At 66.8% G+C, this 19,901-nt stretch carries 15 protein-coding genes; 6 read left to right on the top strand and 9 right to left on the bottom strand.

The window, feature by feature from the left end:
• The first annotated feature begins 178 nt into the window (after positions 1–178).
• The 4 genes from R2834_14255 (at position 179) to R2834_14240 (ending at position 9,121) form a co-directional block, all read left to right on the top strand.
• The gene (locus R2834_14255; GenBank protein MEZ4701496.1) at positions 179–1,357 is read left to right on the top strand and encodes an SGNH/GDSL hydrolase family protein; all 1,179 of its coding nucleotides are present in this window, start codon (positions 179–181) and stop codon (positions 1,355–1,357) included.
• A 518-nt stretch (positions 1,358–1,875) separates the two neighbouring features.
• Positions 1,876–2,715, top strand: a complete 840-nt coding sequence (locus R2834_14250) for a lysophospholipid acyltransferase family protein (protein ID MEZ4701495.1) — start codon at positions 1,876–1,878, stop codon at positions 2,713–2,715.
• A gap of 82 nt (positions 2,716–2,797) precedes the next feature.
• Complete coding sequence (locus R2834_14245; GenBank protein ID MEZ4701494.1) at positions 2,798–6,214, top strand: HEAT repeat domain-containing protein; 3,417 nt, start codon at positions 2,798–2,800, stop codon at positions 6,212–6,214.
• A 372-nt stretch (positions 6,215–6,586) separates the two neighbouring features.
• Positions 6,587–9,121 (top strand): right-handed parallel beta-helix repeat-containing protein, encoded by a 2,535-nt coding sequence (locus R2834_14240; protein MEZ4701493.1) that lies wholly within the window; start codon positions 6,587–6,589, stop codon positions 9,119–9,121.
• Between the two features lie 130 nt (positions 9,122–9,251).
• On the opposite strand, the gene R2834_14235 is transcribed toward R2834_14240, so the two are convergent.
• Complete coding sequence (locus R2834_14235) at positions 9,252–9,803, bottom strand: DJ-1/PfpI family protein (GenBank protein ID MEZ4701492.1); 552 nt, start codon at positions 9,801–9,803, stop codon at positions 9,252–9,254.
• Between the two features lie 113 nt (positions 9,804–9,916).
• On the opposite strand from R2834_14235, the gene R2834_14230 reads away from it, so the two are divergent.
• Positions 9,917–10,717, top strand: a complete 801-nt coding sequence (locus R2834_14230) for an alpha/beta hydrolase-fold protein (protein MEZ4701491.1) — start codon at positions 9,917–9,919, stop codon at positions 10,715–10,717.
• Here R2834_14230 and R2834_14225 read toward each other — a convergent pair.
• Together R2834_14225 and R2834_14220 are read right to left on the bottom strand one after the other, a co-directional pair.
• A complete protein-coding gene (locus R2834_14225) occupies positions 10,702–11,160 on the bottom strand; it encodes a hypothetical protein (GenBank protein ID MEZ4701490.1) in 459 nt (152 codons plus the stop codon). The two genes, R2834_14230 and R2834_14225, sit on opposite strands and share 16 nt — an antisense overlap.
• Positions 11,161–11,294: 134 nt before the next feature.
• Positions 11,295–11,783, bottom strand: coding sequence for a nucleoside deaminase (locus R2834_14220; protein MEZ4701489.1), 489 nt, complete (start codon positions 11,781–11,783; stop codon positions 11,295–11,297).
• Between the two features lie 105 nt (positions 11,784–11,888).
• Between R2834_14220 and R2834_14215 the strand changes: the two genes are divergently transcribed.
• A complete protein-coding gene (locus R2834_14215) occupies positions 11,889–13,079 on the top strand; it encodes a pyridoxal phosphate-dependent aminotransferase (protein ID MEZ4701488.1) in 1,191 nt (396 codons plus the stop codon).
• On the opposite strand, the gene R2834_14210 is transcribed toward R2834_14215, so the two are convergent.
• The 6 genes from R2834_14210 to R2834_14185 form a co-directional block, all read right to left on the bottom strand.
• Positions 13,069–13,200 carry a hypothetical protein gene (locus tag R2834_14210; GenBank protein ID MEZ4701487.1) on the bottom strand — a complete coding sequence of 44 codons (132 nt, stop codon included), beginning with the start codon at positions 13,198–13,200 and terminating at the stop codon, positions 13,069–13,071. The two genes, R2834_14215 and R2834_14210, sit on opposite strands and share 11 nt — an antisense overlap.
• 342 nt (positions 13,201–13,542) lie before the next feature.
• On the bottom strand, positions 13,543–14,526 hold the full coding sequence (locus R2834_14205) for a 3'(2'),5'-bisphosphate nucleotidase (GenBank protein MEZ4701486.1): 984 nt from the start codon (positions 14,524–14,526) through the stop codon (positions 13,543–13,545).
• Between the two features lie 135 nt (positions 14,527–14,661).
• Complete coding sequence (locus tag R2834_14200; GenBank protein ID MEZ4701485.1) at positions 14,662–15,129, bottom strand: type I restriction enzyme HsdR N-terminal domain-containing protein; 468 nt, start codon at positions 15,127–15,129, stop codon at positions 14,662–14,664.
• Positions 15,129–16,433 carry a lipocalin-like domain-containing protein gene (locus R2834_14195; GenBank protein MEZ4701484.1) on the bottom strand — a complete coding sequence of 435 codons (1,305 nt, stop codon included), beginning with the start codon at positions 16,431–16,433 and terminating at the stop codon, positions 15,129–15,131. Before R2834_14195 ends, R2834_14200 begins: the two co-directional genes overlap by 1 nt.
• Positions 16,434–16,496: 63 nt before the next feature.
• On the bottom strand, positions 16,497–19,064 hold the full coding sequence (locus tag R2834_14190; protein ID MEZ4701483.1) for an FtsX-like permease family protein: 2,568 nt from the start codon (positions 19,062–19,064) through the stop codon (positions 16,497–16,499).
• Positions 19,061–19,780: an ABC transporter ATP-binding protein gene (locus R2834_14185; protein ID MEZ4701482.1), complete on the bottom strand. Its 720-nt coding sequence runs from the start codon at positions 19,778–19,780 to the stop codon at positions 19,061–19,063. The genes R2834_14190 and R2834_14185 overlap by 4 nt, the downstream gene beginning before the upstream one ends.
• Positions 19,781–19,901: the final 121 nt, after the last annotated feature.

The raw sequence follows: 19,901 nt of genomic DNA, 5'->3' as shown, positions 1-19,901 counted from the left end.
GGCTGAACGCGAGGTATATTGCCTGTATACAGGGAGAATACACTTTAAATCCGAACGTGTCAAACCGGGGGTAAAAATAGTTCCGGCGGGAGGAAGGGTGGGAGAATGGGGGGCAGATTGATCGCTAATCGCCTGATCGCTAATCTCCCGTATCCTCACAACCCGCCCGGCCGCTTCCATGCGCACGCTCCTGCTGATCGCACTCTTCTTCCTCACCGCCTCCCGCGTCGGCGCCCAGACCGCGCCGTTCGAACTCCGCCAGGGAGACCGCGTCGTTTTTGTGGGCGACGGACTCTTCGAGACGGCGCTGGACTATGGCCAGATCGAGCTGATGCTCGCCACCCGCTGGCCCGAGCGCCACGTCACCTTCCGCAACATCGGATGGAGCGGCGACACGGTCTACGGCGAGTCGCGGGATCACTTCACCAACCCGCCCACCGCCTACCAGCACCTGATCGAGCAAATCAAAACGGCGGCGCCCACCGTGGCGTTCGTCGGGTATGGATCCGGTCTCGCCTTTGCCGACGACGCCGGTTTTGAAACGTTCGAGACCGGACTGAACGCGCTCCTCGACACCCTCGCGGCGCTGCCGGCCCGCGTCGTCCTCCTCAGCCCGCCCCCGCACGAGCCCGACGTGTCGCCCGTGCCGGATGTGTCCGGCTTCAACGACAACCTCCGCCGCGCCGCCGCCCGCATCGCCGCCGTGGCGGAGCGCCGGAGCCTGCCGTTCGTCGACCTCTTCGCCGGCCTGTACGAGGCCGCCGCCCGCCCCGACCTCGCCATCACGTCGAACGGCATCCACCTCGACGAGACCGGCTACCGCCTCGCGGCGGACCAGATCGCCGTGTCGCTCGATCTCCCGGGCCCGGTCTCCGCCATAACGGTCGACATTTCCGAACAACAGCTCGATACCGGCTTCGGCGACGCCACGCTCGTCGACCTGTCCCCCGAGGCCGTACGCTTTGAATTCCAGCAACCGGCGCTGCCCACGGGCGAGGCATCGACCACGCTGGCCGTCCGCGGCCTCCGCCGCGGGCGCTACGCGCTGTACATCGACAACCAGAAAGTGGCCACGGCCTCCGCCGATGCGTGGCGCGCCGGCGTGGCGTTTCAAAACGACGCGGAAGCCCGGCAGGTCGAACAGCTGCACCGGACCATCCTGACCGTGAACGAGCTCTACTTCCAGCAATACCGACCCCAGAACGAAACCTACCTCGTCGGCTTCCGCCAGTACGAGCAGGGACAGAACGCGCGCGAACTCGACCTCATCACGCCGTTACTCGGCGAGCACGATAACGAGATCGGACGGTTACGCCGGCCCCGCCGCTACACCTATCGCCTCGTCGCAGAGAAGTAACACGCGGCGCGTTTCCAGACAGGCGTTCCGTCTCGGCGCCGTTACGCCGCCGCCGAAACCCCGTTTTGAAACGTTGCCGTTCCGGCTCGTTGTCGGCCCCATGCCGGTCCCATGCCGGCGTCGCATCGGCCGTAACGGACCCCGTTACGGCAACAAAGCCCCCGATGACGCCTGGCGAGACTGTTTTCACCTAGCTGATCCGGTAACGAGGCCGGCCTGCCGTAACCACCGCGCGTCGCGTCGCCCGTTACCGTCCGCCCACGTAACGCGCGCGGCCCGGCGACGGCGGATGCGCCGCGACCCGGGACCTCGCCGGCTTGTTTGGAAACGGAACGCGGTGACGGCGCACGTCACCAAACGGGGACCAGAGGAAACGCAACGCCGGCGTTGCGCGAAGCGAGGCGGACGTCACGCACCGGCCGATGACGTAACGGACCCGGAGACCGTTTCGCCGGACCGCAGGGCGCTCACCAAATCCCGGCATCGGGTACCCGACCTGTTTTGATTTCCATCCGCGCATGATACCAGACACCCTGGATACGTCGCCCGATCGCTACGGCCGCATCTCGTACGCCGCGCCCGAGGATCCCTGGCCGAAGCGGTTCGCCATCCGGGCCATCGAGCGGCTCTCGGGCCGGCCGGCGATCGAGCGGCGCTACCGGGCGCTGCGCGCCCGACTGGAGCGGCCATCCGACTTCTGGCAGGCCGCGCTCGATGCGCTCGGCGTCGCCCTGCGCTACGACGAGCGCCGGCTCGCCGCCGTGCCGGCCGACGGACCCCTCGTCGTCGTCGCCAACCACCCGCTCGGCGTGGTCGACGGCCTGGCCCTGTGCGCCCTCGGCAACCGGCTCCGGCCGCGCTTCCAGATCCTGACCAACCGGGCCCTCTGCACCGACCCCATGCTCGATCCGTACCTGCTGCCGGTCGACTTCGCCGAGACGCGGGAAGCGACCCGGACGAACATCGCGACCAAACAGGCGGCGCTCGAAACCCTGTCGGCCGGCGGCGCCCTGCTCATCTTTCCCGCCGGCGGCATCGCCACCGCTACGGGGTGGCGGGGCCCGGTCGTCGACCTCCCGTGGAAACGTTTCGCGGCGCGCCTCATCCAGGCCAGCGGCGCCACCGTCGTTCCGATCTTTTTTTACGGCCAGAACAGCCGGCTTTTCCAGCTCGTCAGCCAGTTCAGCCTCACCCTCCGGCTCGCCCTCATCCTGCATGAGGTGCGGCGCCACCGGGGCCGGCCGCTGCGCATCGCCATCGGCGAACCCATCCCGTTTCACGACCTCGCGCACCTCCAGGACCGCCAGGCGCTGCTCGACGTGCTCCGGCAACGGGTCGAGGCGCTCGAAAGCGGATGACCCCCGATCGCCGCGCCTCCATCGACTTTCCCGTTTTCGCACCCGATATTCAGCTACACCCATCAACCCCTTGCGCCGCCTCATGCCTCGATCGCTTTTCTCCGCCCTCCTGCTTCTGGCCCTCGCCCTCCCGGCGCGCGCCCAGGACAACCTGGACAATATCCCGATCCCCGATCCGCAACGCGAACTCGAGACGCTGCAGATCCTGGATGGATTCGAGATCAATCTGTTCGCCTCCGATCCGATGATCGAGAAGCCCATGGCCATGGCGTGGGATGAGGAAGGCCGGCTCTGGGTCGTCGGCAGCAACATCTACCCGCATCTCCTCCCCGGCCAGCCGCCCAACGACAAGATCTATGTCCTGGAAGATACCGACGGCGACGGGCAGGCGGATCAGACCACCGTCTTCGCCGACAACCTCCTGACCCCATCGGGCATCGCCGTCGGCGACGGAGGCGTGTATGTGGCCAATTCGACCGAGATCCTCCACATCCGGGACCTCGACGGCGACGGGTACGGCGAGGATCGGCGCGTGGTGCTGCGCGGCTTCGGGGCGGACGACACGCACCACATCATCCATGCTTTCCGCTGGGGACCGGACGGCATGCTGTACATCAACCAGTCGATCTACATCTTCAGCCACATCGAGACGCCCTGGGGCGTGCGCCGGCTGCGCCAGGGCGGCATCTGGCACTTCCGCCCGGAGTCGCTCCGGCTCGACGTTTTCGCCACCGGCTTCGTCAATCCGTGGGGACACGAGTTCGACGCATGGGGCCAGTCGTTCGCCACCGACGGCGCGTTCCACGAAGGCATCAACCACGTTTTCCCGGGGGCGGCCTTCGTGACGGCCTACCAGGCGGAGCGGATCCTGCCCGGCCTCAACCCGGGCCAGCCCAAACACGCCGGCCTGGCCATCGTCAGCGGCCGGCACATGCCGGACTCGCTCCAGGGCAACATGATCACCAACGACTTCCGCGCCAACCGGGTTAACCGGTTCGCGGTCGAGGACCAGCCCGACGGGACGTACCGCTCCACCCAGCGACCGGACCTGATCACGACCGACCACGTCGCCTTCCGGCCCGTCGACGTCACCATCGGCCCCGACGGCGCCATCTATCTGGCCGACTGGTACAACCCGATCATCCAGCATGGCGAGGTCGACTTCCGGGACGCCCGCCGCGACCATATCCACGGCCGCATCTGGCGGATCACGGCGAAAGGCCGGCCCCTCGTCACCCCGCCCCGTCTCAAGGACGCCTCCGTCGCGGAATTGCTCGACGCCCTGCAACTGCCCGAGGAGTGGACGCGCGCCCAGGCGCGCCGGCTGCTGAAGGAACGCGGCGCCGCCGAGGTCATGCCCGTACTCGATCCGTGGGTCGCCTCGCTCGACCGCTCCATGCCCGACGGCCAGCGGCTGCTCCTCGAAGGCCTCTGGCTCCATCAGGCGCTCGACGTCGTCGATCCCGCCCTGCTTCGTGAGGCGATGGCCTCGCCGGATGCCCACGTCCGCGCCGCCGCGACGCGGGTGCTGTACCACTGGAACGGGCGCATCGAGGACGTCGATGCCCTCCTGAAGCAGGCTGCCGCCGACCCCCACCGACGCGTCCGTCGGGAAGCCGTATCGGCCCTGGGCCGGCGCGGGTCGGCGGATGCCGCCCTCAGCGCCCTGTCGATCCTCGACCAGCCGATGGACGAAGAGCTCGACTATGCCCTCTGGCATACCCTCCGCCTCCTGAAAGACGCCTGGTACGAGCCGGCGATGGCGTCCTCCGCCTTCTTCCCCTCCGCGCAGCAGCGCGCGTTCGCGTTGATGGCTGTCCATACCCCGGACGCCATGGAGCAGCTCGCCGGTCTGTATGCCAGCCGCGAACTGCCCGCCGACTACGCCGAAAAAACGCTCGAACTCCTGGCGCGCTACGGCGATGCCGGCGACCTCAACGTCGTCCTCGAGGAAGCGCTCGGCGGCGCCGCGTACGGCGAGAACGGCCGCGTCGACTACCTCGCCGCCCTGGAGGAGGCCGAGCCAGTCCCCTCCGATGCCCCCGGGCGCATCGCCGGCCTGCTGTCGGATGACGACGAAGACGTGCGCGCTTCGGCGGCGCGGCTGGTGGGCGCGTGGCAGATCGCCGCCGGCCGGCCGGCGCTCCTGCGCATCATCAAGGATACCCAGACCTCGCCCGCCCTGATGCGCGCCGCCATCAGCGGGTTCGCGCGATTGAAGGACGCCGAGAGCCGGTCCGAGCTGGCCGCCCTGATCGCCGCCGGCAATCCCCCGGCCCTGCGCATCGCCGTAGCGGCCGCGCTCACCGAGATCGATGCGGCGGCGTACGGTCCGCAGGCCGCCGCCCTGCTCAACGAGCTGCCGGCCAGCGCCGACGTCACCCCGCTCTTCAGGTCGTTGTACCGGTCGGATGGCGGCCGCGGCGTCCTCGCATCGTCGCTCGCCGAGGAGGCCATCCCCGCGGCGTTCGCGACGGCCGGCCTCGCCGCCTACCGCGGCAACCGGCAGCGGGATGCAAAGCTGCTCGCCGCCCTCGAAGCCTCGGGCGGCGTACCGCCCGTCGAACGGATGCCCCAGGACCCCGACCCCCTCGAGCTGCAGCGGATCGAGATGGACGTCAAGGCCAGCGGCGACCCGGCGCATGGCGAACAGATCTACCGCCGCGCGTCGCTCGCCTGCCAGCGGTGCCACGCCATCGGCGGCGCCGGCGGACTCGTCGGGCCCGACCTGAGCAGCATCGGCGCGAGCGCGCCGACCGACTACCTGATCGAGGCGTTGCTCAAGCCCGACGCGGCCGTGAAGGACGGCTATGCGCTCGTCGTGGTGCAGCGCAAGGACGGCAGCAGCGTCAGCGGACTGCTGGTGCGCGAAACCGGCGACGCCATCCTCCTGCGCGACACCGGCGGACAGGTTCAGCGCATTCCCTCCGCGCAGGTCGAACAGCAGCAGATCCTTCCGGGGTCGCTCATGCCGCCCGGCCTCACCGCCCCGCTCGAACGCGAGGAGTTCGTGGACCTCGTCGCGTTCCTGTCGCGCCTCGGCGAACCCGGCGACTACCGGCTGGCGACGACGCCGGCCGTCCGCACCTGGGATGTGGCTACCCCCTCCCCCGCCGGCGAGCCCGCCCCGGTCGCGCAGGCCGGCTCCGTCGCGTGGTCACCCGTCTACAGCCTGGTTTCCGGCGCGCTGCCCCTGGACGAACTGCCGGTCCTGAATGCCTCGGGCGGCGCGTCGATCGGTATCGCGCGCTTCCGGTTCGTGGCGCAGAGCGACGGACTCGCGGCGTTCGACATCCAGCCGGCGGCCGGCCTGTCGCTGCTGATCGACGGCGAAACCGTGGCCATCCAGGACGGTCGCGCGGAGCGCACGGTCTCGGCCGGCGAGCACGTGGCGACGGTCGTCGTGGACCGGGCGGCATTCTCGCAGGCTTCCCTGCATATCCAGTTAAACACCGATCGGAGCGCGGGACGCATCCAGCTGGTGAACGCCCCGGACTGATCGGTCGCCGCCCGCCTCCTCGTGCGTACCGCAATGAGACAAACGTATCAAGGCCGGCCCCTCCGGGGTCGGCCTTTTTGCTTGTTCACGGCGCGATCAGCGTCAGGAAAGCGCCAAATTACGCCGATTTCGCACATCCCGGGTCGATGACCCCTCAGACCCACGTCCCCTTTCGCGACGTCGCGTCAAAAAACGCCGGCCGGGCAGAATACCCACCCGGAGCGCTTTGGCCTGCGATTTGCGGAGTGCCGGTTCGCTCCCCAGCGTTGTTTAAAAGAACTCCCCCAATGTTCTATGTGTACGTTCGTGCGCAGGGTCTGCACCGGCAATAGCCTTATTTATCGTTTCGTTTTTTCGCTTCTCGTTTTCGCAATGTGGCCGACGCCCGACGCCGGGGCGCAGTCGTGCACCTTGCAACAGGATTGCGGCGCGGGTTCGCTCTGCGGCGCCAACGGCTCCTGCCAGCCCTACAAGGATGTGCTCACCGCGAACGGCGGTGTCATCCACTATGTCGATGCCTCGAAAGGCAGCAACAGCAACCCGGGCACGGAGAACGCGCCCTGGGCCACGATCAAATTCGCCGCGCAGCAATCGAGCATCAAGCCGGGTGACGCCATCGTCGTGCGCGCCGGCACGTATTACGGCGAGATCATCCCCGCCCGGGGCGGCACGGCCGGCAAACGCATCGCGTACGTCGCCTATCCCGGCGAGGAAGTCGTCGTTTCCGGCGCGATCCGGCTTACCGAGACGTGGACATCCGACGGCGGCAGCGTCTGGAAGATGAACTGGCCGCATCCCAAGATGTGGGTGCGGCGCGTCCACGACGGCGTCGACCACGACGACGATGCCCGCCGGCGCGACGTCCTCATCGCCGACGGCGTCATGCTCCAGGCCGTGTATACGCGCAACGCCGTGCGCGAAGGGACCTTCTTCCTGCAGGGATCGCCGGAAAACCCGTCGACGATGTACGCCTGGCTGCCCAACGGCAAAAACCCCAACAACGCCCGGATGGAGACGAGCCTCTCCAACCATCTCTTTAATCCGTCCGGCAACGAAACGAACTGTTCGTTCGGCGACGTTAAGGGGTATTTCCACGTCATCGGCTTCACGTTCCGCCACACCGCCAACGAGGCGTTCATGGGCGCCGTCTGCGCCGGCAGCGAGGGCTCGCTCCTCGAAAACATCACCGCCGAGTGGACGAACGGAGCCGGCTTTCTCATCAGCGGCAAGAACCATGTCGTCCGCGGCGTCCGTGCCTACTACAACGGGATGAGCGGCATCCGCGGCGACGTGTGCGACCGCTGCACGCTCGAGTATTCCGAGAGCAAATACAACAACTGGAAAGGGTACAACCCCTTCTGGGAATCGGGCGGCGGCAAGTGGCTGTTCACGACCAACTCGACCTTCCGGCACCTCGACTTCTCGGATAACGAGGGCCCCGGGCTGTGGCTCGACACCCAGAATGCGGACAATGTCATCGAACTCAGTCGGTTCGACAACAACTACGGCGTCAACCTCTTCATCGAGCTATTGAGCAACCGGACCGTCATCCGCAACAACGTGATGACGCGCGCGCGGTATGCCCGCCCCTCGTTTTTCGGGTACGGCCTGCTCATCCATGCGGCGAACGACAACGCGGTCCTGTTCAACACCTTCATGGCCAACGAGGGCGGCGGCATGCGCATCCGCGCCGACAGCCGCGCCAAGGCCACCGGCAACCGCTATTACAACAACCTGTTCATCGCGAACACCAGGATCCTCAAGGGCGACCACAAATCGAGCGAGCTCTCCTTTGAAGAGCACAACAACGCCGCCGATGCCCAGACCAACAAGGGCGACGGCAACGTCTTCTGGTACCGCAGCTACGCGACCGAGGACTACAACACCTTCCAGTTCCGGCCGAAGTCGGGCGCGGTGACCAAGTCGTCCAGGCTGCCGGCCTGGCAGGCCGCGGCGAAAACCGATAACAATTCGATGGTGATCGACATGGCCCGCCCGCACGTCGACGACACCACGGACATCTTCAATGGCTGGCGCCTCGCCGCCAATTCGCAGGTCATCGGCAAGGCCGTGCCCCTGCCCGACAATCTCGGGCTCGTGCTCAAGGATTTCGACGGAGACGTCCGGCCGGCGACGGGCGCATCGCCCGGTGCAGACCAGCCGGGTTCGCTGGGCGGCGGTGGCACCGGTGGCGGCGGAACCGGTGGCGGCGGCACGGGCGGTGGCGGTTCAGGCGGCGGCGGCACGGGCGGTGGTGGAACCGGCGGCGGAGGAAGCGACGGCGGCACGGGCGGTGGCGGTTCAGGCGGCGATGGCGGGGGGACCGGCGGCGGCGGGGTAGCCAACATCCAGCTGCTGAGCCTGGACATCATCCGCGAGGAAGAACTCGTCGGCCTCTTCTGGGAAGTGCGCGGCGAAGACGACCTGGTTTCCTACCAGATCGAGCGTTCCGTGGAGGGCACCGTATTCAAATCCATCGGGGTCGTCGACAAGAGCGCCTCGAAAGCGGCGGTGAAGGAATACATCTGGACGGATCGCAGCGCGCCGGTCGCCAGCGAGAAGCTGTATTATCGCCTCAAGAGCGTGTATCACGACAACAGCTCCAGCCTGTCGCCGGTGATCGTGCTCACGAACGACCAGCCGCTCCTTTATACGCTGGACCAGAACTTCCCGAACCCGGCCGCCGGCGTGACCCGCATCGGCTACGCGCTGCCGGAACCGACGGATGTGACCCTCCGCGTCTACGACCTGCTTGGCCGGGAACAGGCTACCCTCGTGCGGAGCCTCGAAGGCGCCGGACAACACGAAGTGACGTTCGACACCTCCGCCCTGCCGGCCGGCGTGTATCTCTACCGGCTCGAAGCCGGCGGGTACGCGCAGACGCGCAAGCTCACCGTCGTGCACTGAGCCGTCGACCCGCCGCACGGGCGGCGGGTCGGGCACACGCTAGCGCCGCCGGGGAAGCCTGAACCAGGACCGAATCAGGCGTAGAAACCGTTTGGAAAGGGTCATGTCCGTGTCCGGATATCCCCGACGTTCAGGCACCGAGGCAGGCAAAAACCTCGCGGTAGAAGTCGGGATGCGATTGCCAGGTCTGGCCGGTGACAAACCGGCCGTCGCGTATCGCCTGTTGCTTGGACCAGGTCCCGCCGCAGGCTTCGACTTCCGAGCGTACGTGTTCGTAGCAGGTTAGGGTTCGCCCGCCGGCGATGCCGGCCGTGATCAGCACCTGGATGCCGTGGCAGATGGCCCAGACCCACTTCTCCTTCTTGTCGAACTCGCGCACGATGGCCAGCACCCGCTTGTCGTGCCGAAGGTATTCCGGGGCGCGTCCGCCGAGGACGAGCACCGCGATGTAATCCTTCACCTTCACCTCGTCGAACGTGATGTCCGACTCCTGGATGTAGCCGGGTTTTTCGATGTACGTGTCCCACCCGGGCTCGAAGTCGTGGATGACGAGGTTGAGCCGCTTTTTCGCCGGCGCGGCCAGGACAGGTTTGTAGCCCGCCTCCATGAAGCGGTGCCGGGCATAGAGGGCTTCGTAGCTTTCGCCGGCGTCGCCGGTGATGAGCAGAATTTTTTTGGACATGATCGCGGTCGCGTTGGGGAACGTGGGAACGGTACAGGGTGGAAAACCTACTGCGCAAAACCTACTTTTGCCACCCCCCGACGCTCCCCTTTTATTCCCAGGCCCGCTTCCTCATGTTCAGAACGATACGCGCCTCCGACCCCCGATACGAACGCGACGCGCTCCGCTGCATCACGGTAAAAAGCCCGGCGCTGCGTGGCCGGGCCGATCTGTCCTGTTTTATCCCCGCCGGCACCGCCCCCCTGCCCCTCGTGATCCTGCTGCACGGTGTGTACGGGAGCCACTGGTCGTGGTCGATGAAGGGCGGCGTCCACCTCACGGCGCAGCGGCTCATCGACAGCGGCGCGATAGCGCCCCTCGCGGTCGCCATGCCGTCGGACGGGCTCTGGGGCGACGGGAGCGGCTACCTGCCGCATCCGGATCGCGATTTCGAGCGATGGATCGTCGAGGAGGTGCCGGCGGCCGTCGCGCTGGAAAACGAGCGGGTCCTGGCGGACGGTCCGCTGGCCATCGGCGGGCTATCGATGGGCGGATTCGGGGCGCTGCGCATCGGCGCGAAACACGGCCGGCGGTTCCGGGGCGTCTCCGGGCACTCCTCCATCACCCACTTCGACCAGCTCGCGCAGTTTGTCGAGGAGCCACTCGAGACCTACCGGGCCCAAGACGCGGATCGGTCGGTCCTGGAGACCATCCTGCGGCATGCCGACACCCTGCCCGCGCTACGCTTCGACTGCGGCCTCTCGGACCCGCTCCTGGCCGACAACCGGGCCCTGCACGCCGCGCTGGAGCGCGCCGGCGTGCCCCACACCTACGAGGAATTCCCGGGCGGGCACGAGTGGTCGTACTGGGAACGCCACATCGAGACGACGCTCCGGTTCTTCGACGCGTGTTTTCGCGATCAGTCGAGCAGCTGATGGCCGTAAGGCATCAGCGTGCGCCGCACATCCTTGCGAAACGCCTCATAGTTCGAAACCACCTGCGCCGGCGGCGGCGCGGGCTCCCACATGCCGTCGGGCAGGAGCCGTTCGCACCCGAGTTCGATCCGGGCGATGTACTGCGTCTCGCCGCGATTCGAAAACCGGATGAGCATGCGTTCGCGCATCGGCGGATGGTCCGCGCCGCGGCGTTCCTGCCAGCGCGTCTGCACGAAGTGTTCGGTGGCCTGCTCCATCTCGTAGCCGTCGATCAGCAAGGTCTGGGTGACGACGCGGACGAGCACCTCCCGGTCGTTCGAGCGGGCGAGTTCTTCGCGGATGATGTGGACACGATCCTGGCCGGCGTATCCCGTTCCGGCGCATCCGGAAAGCGCGGCATGCAGCGCGAGGAGGCCAGTGAGAAACCAGCGGGTTTGTTTCATCGATGTGCGGTAGTCTGACGAAAAGAGGACGAGACGGCGCCGCGCGCCGCTACGTTATCTATCGTCCACCCCACGGGAAATGAAGGCCTGAGCCGGCGGGAGATGTAACTATTCCGCAAGGGAGGCGGGATCCATCAATACGCGATGCGGCCTTTCGACGCGCGCCATGCGTCGAACGGCGCGGCGGACTCGGGGAGGGCGACATGATCGAACCGGATGGCGCGATCCGCCGGCGGAAGCGCGATTTCGCGGTAGATGAGGGCGTCGTCGAAGCCGGCGGCGGCGGCATCGTCGCGCGTGGCGGCGAACACCACCCGGTCCGGCCGTGCCCAGTAGATGGCGCCGAGACACATCGGGCAGGGTTCGCACGAGGCATACACCGTGCATCCCGCGAGCTGAAAATCGCCGAGCCGGCGGCACGCCTCGCGTATCGCGACGACCTCCGCGTGCGCGGTCGGATCATTCCACGATGTCACCTGGTTCGCCCCCCGGGCCACCACCTCGCCCTGCCGGACGACGATTGCCGCAAAAGGACCGCCGCGTCCCTGCCTGACCTGTTCGCCGGCCAGCGCGATCACTTCCAGCACAAAGCGGCGGTCCGTATTTTCGTTCGGTTCTTGCATGACTTCGGGGTGCGGATTCTGAGTGGCCCGGGACGGGGCGCGTATTCAGGGTTCGGAGCCCGACATCGACAAGGCCGCCCTCAACCCGTTCAACTGGCATCCCCTATGGCATCCGACACCCCGAAACCGCTCGCCGCACGCACGGAAAACCTCGTTCAGAGCGACATCCGCGCCGTGACGCACCTCATCAACCGGGTCGGCGGCATCAATCTGGGCCAGGGGATCTGCGACCTCCCCACGCCGGAAGCCATCAAGGCCGGCGCGCATGCGGCGATCGACGAGGACCGGTCGATCTACACGAGTTACGCCGGCATCCCCGAATTACGCCAGGCCATCTTTCAAAAAGCGCGAACGTTCAATCGGATCCCCGCGGGGGACGAGGATGAGGTCATGGTCAGTATCGGCTCGACCGGCGCCTTCGTGAGCGCCATCTTCGCCCTGCTCGATCCCGGAGACGAAGTCATCCTCTTCGAGCCGTTTTATGGCTATCACCGCAACCTGCTGCGGCTCCCGGGGGCATCCATGCGCTTTGTCACCATGCGCGGCGCCGACTGGCAGATCGACTTCGACGAGGTCGAGCGCGCCATCACGCCGGCGACAAAGGCCGTCGTCATCAACACCCCGGGCAACCCCTGCGGCAAGGTGTGGACGCGCGAGGAGCTGCAAAACCTCCTCGCCCTCATGCAGCGGTACAACCTCTACGCCATCACCGACGAGATCTACGAATACATGACGTACGACGGGTGCGAACATGTGTCGCTGGCCTCGCTGCCCGGGGCGTACGAACGCACCGTCACCATTTCCGGGTTTTCGAAGACCTATAACATGACGGGCTGGCGGCTCGGCTACGCCGTCGCGCCGCCGCCGCTCATCGAAAAGATGGGGCTGTTGAACGACCTGTTCAGCATCTGCGCGCCGGCGCCGCTGCAGCATGGCGTCGCGCGGTCGTTCGATCTGGAGGACACGTATTACGCCGGCATGCTCGCCGACTACGCAGCCAAACGCCGCATGATGTGCGACGCCCTGGAAACGGCCGGTTTTACCTTCAGCCGCCCCCAGGGCGCGTATTATGTGCTGGCCAGCTTCGAAGCCCTCTCCCGCACGCGGCCAGGCTATGCGTTCGGCCGCGAGGCGTGCGAGACGCTGATCCAGGAGGCCGGCGTCGCCACCGTGCCGGGCGACTCGTTCTACAGCGACCCGGAACGCGGCAGATACCTGCTCCGCTTCTGCTACGCCAAGGAATTCCCCATCCTCGAACAGGCGTGCCGGCAGCTGGTCGACGCGTTCACGGCGTGAACGCGTCGCGGTTCAAGGTTTGAAGTTCGCGGTTCAAGGTTTGAAGTTCGAGGTTCAAGGTGTGAAGTTCGAGGCTCAAGGTTTGAAGTTCGAGGCTCAAGGTTTGAAGTTCGAGGCTCAAGGTTTGATGTTCGAGGCTCAGAAACGGTTGGGATTTTCAAAAATCCTTCTCGGGACGTCATCCTGAACCGCCCTCCGTTTGCGGTGGGCGTGATGAAAGCCCGTTCCAGCGAACGTGGGGAGACCTCTCGAACCACCGTGAGACGCTCATGGGAGCCATGCGCGAGTGATTCGGGAGGTCCCCCCGCGTTCGCGGGAGCGGGCTTTCGACAACCCCGTCGCTAGCGCCGGGGGCTCAGGAAGACAACCCTTTTTTATTCCTCAACAGTTTCTCAAGGTTTGAAATTCGAGGTTCGAGGGACGGAATCGTCGTTGAACCTTAAACCCAGAACCTTGAACCCTTTCACGCCGTGACGCCTACGGCATTCAGCGCATCGAGCACCGCGTCGTGCAGGAGCCCGTTGGTCACGATGACGCCCTTGTTCTTCTCGAGGCCGGCCCCGTGCGTAAACTCCAGCGGATGGCCGTGGATGTCGGTCACCTTCCCGCCGGCCTCGGTGATCACGAGGACGCCGGCGGCGTGGTCCCAGATGCGCTCGACATAGCCGGGGCGCGTCGGGAGGCGGAGGTAGATGTCGGCGTCGCCGCGGGCGACGGTCGCGTATTTGGCCTGGCTGTCCATCCGTACGGCCTCGGCCGTGATGCCCAGCTGCTGCCCCACGTTCGCGGAGTCGTCGTGCGAGCTGTGGCCGGACTCGACCGACTCGCAGAACCGGGCCTGGCGGCTGTCGCTCAGGGTGCTGACCTGCACCGGAACGGGTGCCGCATCCGAATCGAGCGCCAGGGCGACGGCGCCCTCGCCCTTGACGGCGGCGAAGATCACGCCCACCTCATCCGGCCGATCGGCCGACACCGGCAGATTCGGACATCCGAGCGCGGAAACGACGATTTCGCCCTCGACGATCAGCGCGAGCGCGATCGCGTACTGCTCGCTCCGCAGAAAGCCTTTCGTGCCGTCGATCGGGTCGAGCGTCCAGAAGCGGTCGCTGTAGGCGTTCGCGCCGCCGAAGTCGATCCACTGGCATACCGTATCGGCATCGACGCCGGCGCGGAGCGCGCCCACATGCGAGACGACGCGGGCGAGGAGGTCTTTCTGCCCCTCTTCACGGAGCGCCGCGCTGTTCTCCTCGGCGATGATCGGGTCGCCGGCGAAGGCTTCGTGGATCGAGCGGCAAACGAGCGCCTGGCTCCCAAAGTCGGCCACGGTGACCGGGCTCTTGTCCTTCTTTTCCAGCACACTCTTCGAAATCTGCGCCTGGACGGCGCGGCACAAAATGGCCGCCTCACGGACGGCGGCAATGGCGATTTCTCGTTCGCGTGTATACATAGGTCGTTGATAAGGTTCAGTGTTCGATCATGGACGGGGGTCAGGGATACTGGATACGAGGTTTGCGGGTTGAGATACGGGATATGAGATCTCGCATCCAGGATCCAGGATCTCGCATCCCATGTTTCGCATCCCTCATCCGGCATCCCTCCCAAGCGCATCAAACCCCGGCACGTCGTCAATAAACGTATAGGTGTGCCGGCCCCAGTCCACGATGCAGCAGTAATGTACCATCCCATTCGTTACAACCAGGTGCGATGCCTGAAGCACGGTGTTGTATCGCGCGATCTGGTCGAACGTATGTTGCTGGATCGCCACGTCGGGCGCCTTGCATTCGACGATCATCGCCGGCGCGCCGGCGCGGTCGTGCGCGACGATGTCGGCGCGGCAGGGCATGCCCTGGTAGGTAAATCCCTTTTCGATCGCGAGCAGTCCCGCCGGAAAGCCGCGATCCCGAATCAGAAACTGCACAAAATGCTGCCGAACCCACTCTTCGGGCGTCAGCGCGACGTGCTTGCGACGAATAGGATCGAAGATCGTCGATCGTCCGTCCGTCTCGCGAACGACCGCCTCGTACGCCGGCAGGTTGAGCGGCGGGCCCATCAATTTTTTCGTTTGGTGCCGGCCTCCTTGGAGCCGCCGCTGCTGCCACCCTTGGCGCCGCCGCCTTCAGCGGGAGGCGGTGCGGCAGAAGGAGCCTTGCCGCCCGGCTTCCAGTCCGGCGGCATCTCGCGCAGCTCCTCCTCGGTCAGTTCGCGGTCGAACGAGCGGGTGCTCGTGCTGTAGCCGGTCAGTTCGACATACCCCTGCCCGTCCACCGGCCGGCCGGCGGCGGTGCCGCGGATGTCCACCGCACCCTCCCAGTATCGGATGGAAAGGTCGAGTTCTTGATTGGCGATGATCGGGGTGACGTTCAGGTCGATGCGTTCGGACGGGACCTGCAGCCGCCAGCCGGCGGGATAGGTGGCCCCATCGAGCGGGCTCTTCCACGTATTCGTCGTCTCCAGGATGACGTCCGATGCGTCCAGCGGTACGGGCGTCCCGTTCATCTGGACCAGCACGCCGTCGGTATACGGCTGGCTGCCCGCGTCGCGTTCGCGCACCACGAAATACATGAGTTCGCGGCCGTCCGAGAGCTGGAACGAGAACCAGTCCCAGCCGGCCTGCTGCTTGTTGAGCAGGCTGGTGCTCCACTCCCGATCCATCCAGCTGGCGCCGCGGACGTCGTACGAACCTTCCGGCGTCTCGATGCGCCCGGTCGTACGGAGGCGCGTGTAGGAATAATAATACGACGCGTTGCCGGCGCCGGGGCCTTTCACGCTGTATCCGCGGTCGCCCTGGAGCACCATCGGCTTCACGGCCTCCAGCTTGAGGTCGAGCCGGACGCCCTGCTCGCTCGCCCGGATGCGCATGGGCGGCATGGACGCCTCGGGCTGGGTGATCTCCCAATCGTCGAGCCAGACCCTGAAGGGCTGCGGCTGCGCGCCGGCGAGGCCCGCCGCGCCGCGGCTGAACCGCTCGAAGGCGTAAAATTTACCGCTCTTGAGATCCGTCAGCGCCAGATGCCCCATGTAGAGCTGGTTCGTGGCCCAGTCCGTCGCCCGCTTCGAGGTGTCCGGCGGGGACAGCGCGTTGCGGAAGATCGTAAACTGGTAGCCGAACCGGCGCCCGTCGGCCGATGTCACGTTGCCCGTGTAGTACCACCACTCGAGCTTAAAATCCGGATGCGCGCCGTGATCCTCGGGGAAACGAAAGGACCGGGGGCCATAGGCGCGGGCGTAGCCGACGGTGTCCTGTCCGATCGCGGTGCCGACATCGACGGACGGCCTGACGGGAGGAGCCGGCCGCATGTACCAGACCACGCCTGCGGCGGCCGCCAGCAAGATCACGAGCGCGGGTACGAGCACCGTGGGCCGAAGCAGGGAGGTGCTGTGCGTACTCCGATGTTTATGACGGTTTCCCATAGATGATCAGTCCTCCCGCAACGCCAGCGAAGGATTCGCGCGAGACATACGCCAGGAAGGATAAAGACCGGCAAGCCATGCCGCGACGACGGCAAGAATGACGGCCTGAAGGAGAATGACGGGCGACAGTTCGAACTGCATCGTCCAGCCGAAAGAACGTTTATTTATCACAAATACGAGCATGGACGCCAGTACAGCGCCCAGCGGAAGCGCCATCAAACCGGCGAAAAGCCCCATCAGCCCGGTCTGCAACGTAACATATTTGAACACTTGACCGGGCGTGAAGCCCGTGGCGCGCAGCACGGCGAGTTCGCGGCTGCGTTCCAGTTGCAACGCCATCAGCGCGCTAAGGATGCCGATAAAGGCGACCCCGACGGCCAGAATTTGCAGGACGGACGTGATCGCGAAGGTGCGGTCGAAGACGTCCATCGAGAGCGTACGCAGCGTCCGGTTCGAACGCATGAGCACCTCTTCGCCGGCCGGCACGAACGCGCGCAGCCTGCCGATCGCCTCGTCCGGCGACACCCCGGATCGCAAATAGAGCGCCATGGTGGTCACCCTCCGATCCTCGTAATAGCGATCGAAGGTCGTCCGGCTCATAAAAACGACGCCGAGGTCCGACCCATAGTCGTAGAACACGCCGGCGATGCGGAAGGCATGCCAACCGGCGTCGGTGAGCAGCCGGAGCGAATCGCCGGCCTGCACACCATGACGAAACGTAAACGGTTCCGAGACCAGCACCGCTTCGTTCGTCTCGAACGCCGGCCACACGGATTCCGCGCTGCCCTCCTTGAAGACGAATGACATCTGGCTTTCGCCGGCCAGGTCGAACGCCACCAGGTCCAGCGGCCCGAGCGCGCTGCGCACCTGCAGGGGCCGGCCGGTGCTCACGGCGCGCGCATCCCCGAACTCCCGCACCGCCTCGACGAACGCGTCGGGGAGGACGCCGTCGGCGCGGCGCATGACGAGGCTCGGGGGCGAGAGGTAGACATCCGCCTGGAGCGAGCGCTCCAGCCACACGACCACGGTCTGCCGGAAGCTGCCGATCATCACGCCGACCCCGATGGTGGAGGCGACCGCCACCATCAGGGCCGCGATGGCGACGCCGGTCCGGCTGAGCGACGAGACGATCCCCCGCGCCGCCATCCGCCCGGTAAATCCCATCGCCGCCCCCATCGCGGGCCGGACGAGCCGGGCCAGCCCGGCCACGACGGCGGGAGCGACGAGGGCGAACGCGATCAGGAGCATGAAGATCGCGGTGTAGCTGACGGCGATGCTGTTGCCGGGCACGTACAGCAGCCCGACGCCGGCCAGGGCGGACGCCACGCCGGCGCCGACCAGCACGGGCAGGCGGGCGCGGTGACGCTGCTCCTCGTCGGAACGCCGGAGCACGGTGCCCGCCGGCGCGGTGGCGGCCTCCCGCGCGGGCCCGATCGAGGCGGCCACGGTGGCCAGCAACCCCAGCGCCAGCCCTTTCCCGAGGGTCAGGGCGTTGAGCGCGACATCCTGGACGGAAAGGACGTAATACAGGTCGTTGATCGTGCGGGTGACGAGTTTCACGAGATTTTGCCCGAGCAACACGCCCAGCCCGAGGCCGAGCGCCGTGCCGGCCACGCCGACGAGGGCGGCCTCGCCCAGCACGAGCCCGAAGACCTGCCGGCGCGTGACGCCGATGGTCCGGAGCCGGCCAAGCAGGTTGCGCCGCTGGACGACGGAGAACGTCATCGTGTTATAGACGAGAAACATCCCCACGACGAGCGCGAGCAGGCTCAGCGCGGTCAGGTTCAGCTCGAAGGCGCGGGTCATCTGTTCGATGGTGCTGGTCCGCGCCGCCGAGCGCACGACCTCGACGCCCGGCGGGAGGCGCTGCGACAGGGCGTCCAGCCGGCGGGCGCCGGCCGGCGTGTCCGGCACGATGAGATCGACATGGCTCAGCGCATCCTCCATCCCGAACCAGACCTGCGCCGTGGACACGTCGACGAGGATGAGGTCCGCCAGCGCGGACGCGTCCCGCTCGTCCTCGGCGGCGAGCAGACCGGCGATGCGGAGCGTCTGCCGGCGGCTGCCGAGGCGCAGCGTGAGGGTGTCGCCCGCCGACTTCCCCATCGCCTCGGCGGTCGCCGCCGCCATCAGGGCGGCGCCATCGCCCCCGAGGAAGCCGGCCAGATCGAAGGATCCCGGCGTGCCGACGTAGGAGCGAAACGGCGCCTCGGCGAACGGGTCGATGCCCAGCACCTGAAACGTGCGTCCTGTGTACCCGGGCGCCGCCGCGAAGCCCTCCACCACGGGGGCGATGTCGCGGAGGCCCTCGTCGATGCGCAGGGCGCGGTAGACCGACGCCGGCAGCCGGCCGGTGGTGCTCACGACCTGGTGCGTCGCCGCGCCGGTCACGCGCTCGGCCGAGAGGGCGAACGCCCTGCGCGCGCTGTCGTTGGCGAGGTCGATCGACACCACCAGCGCGACGCCCAGCGCGATGCCCACGATCGAGAGCCCCATCAGCAGCGGATGGCGCAGGAGATAGCGGACGCTGGAGCGCCGCAGCAGCCGGGTCGATGAGCGGTCCGTCGTAGTCAATCGATGGCCTCCGGCGTATATTCGGAAAGCGTCCCGCCGTGGAGCGTCAGGACCCGGTCCGCCATCGACCGCATCGAGCGGTCGTGCGTCACGATGAGGGTGGTCTTGCCGAGGCCGCGGACGAGCGTGTCGAACAGCTCGAGGATGCGGCCGGCCGTGTCGTCGTCGAGGTTGCCCGTCGGCTCGTCGGCGAGGATGAGAGGCGGGTCGTGCGCGAGGGCGCGGGCGATGGCGACGCGCTGCTGCTCGCCGCCCGAGAGGCGATCCGGGTAGCTGTCCCGCCGGTCGGCGAGGCCCACCTGGTCGAGGATGTCGAGCGCCTGGGCTGTGGCGGCCGGCGTCATGCGGCCGTTCAGCTCCAACGGGAGGAGTACATTTTCCTCCACCGTCAGGGTGGGGATCAGGTTAAAGGCCTGAAAAACGAAGCCGATGCGTTCGCGCCGGAACAGCGTCCGCTCGCGCTCGCTGAGCTGCGTGACGTCGATGCCGTCCAGCCGGACCGTGCCTCGCGTGGGCAGATCGATGCCGCTGATGATATTGAGCAACGTACTTTTGCCGGTGCCGCTCCGCCCGAGGAGGACGGCGAAGGCGCCCCGTTCCAGGCGCAAATCGAGGCCGTCGAGCACGGTTCGTTCGCGATCCCCCTCCGTGTAGATCCGGGTGATCTGACGCATGTCGATCACGAGCGGCGAGGTATCGGTTGGGGGATGCGGCATCGACACGGGTACGAAATGTGAACGGAAGGCGCGGTTTTGAACGCGCGAAAACGACGGCGTTCCGACCCGCCGCCGCCCCTTTCAGTAAAACAGGTTTCTCGTCACGAACTACTGCATACCC

Source organism: Rhodothermales bacterium, assembly GCA_041391505.1.
Lineage (GTDB): Bacteria > Bacteroidota > Rhodothermia > Rhodothermales > JAHQVL01 > JAWKNW01.
This window is presented reverse-complemented; position numbering and strand designations above follow the sequence as displayed.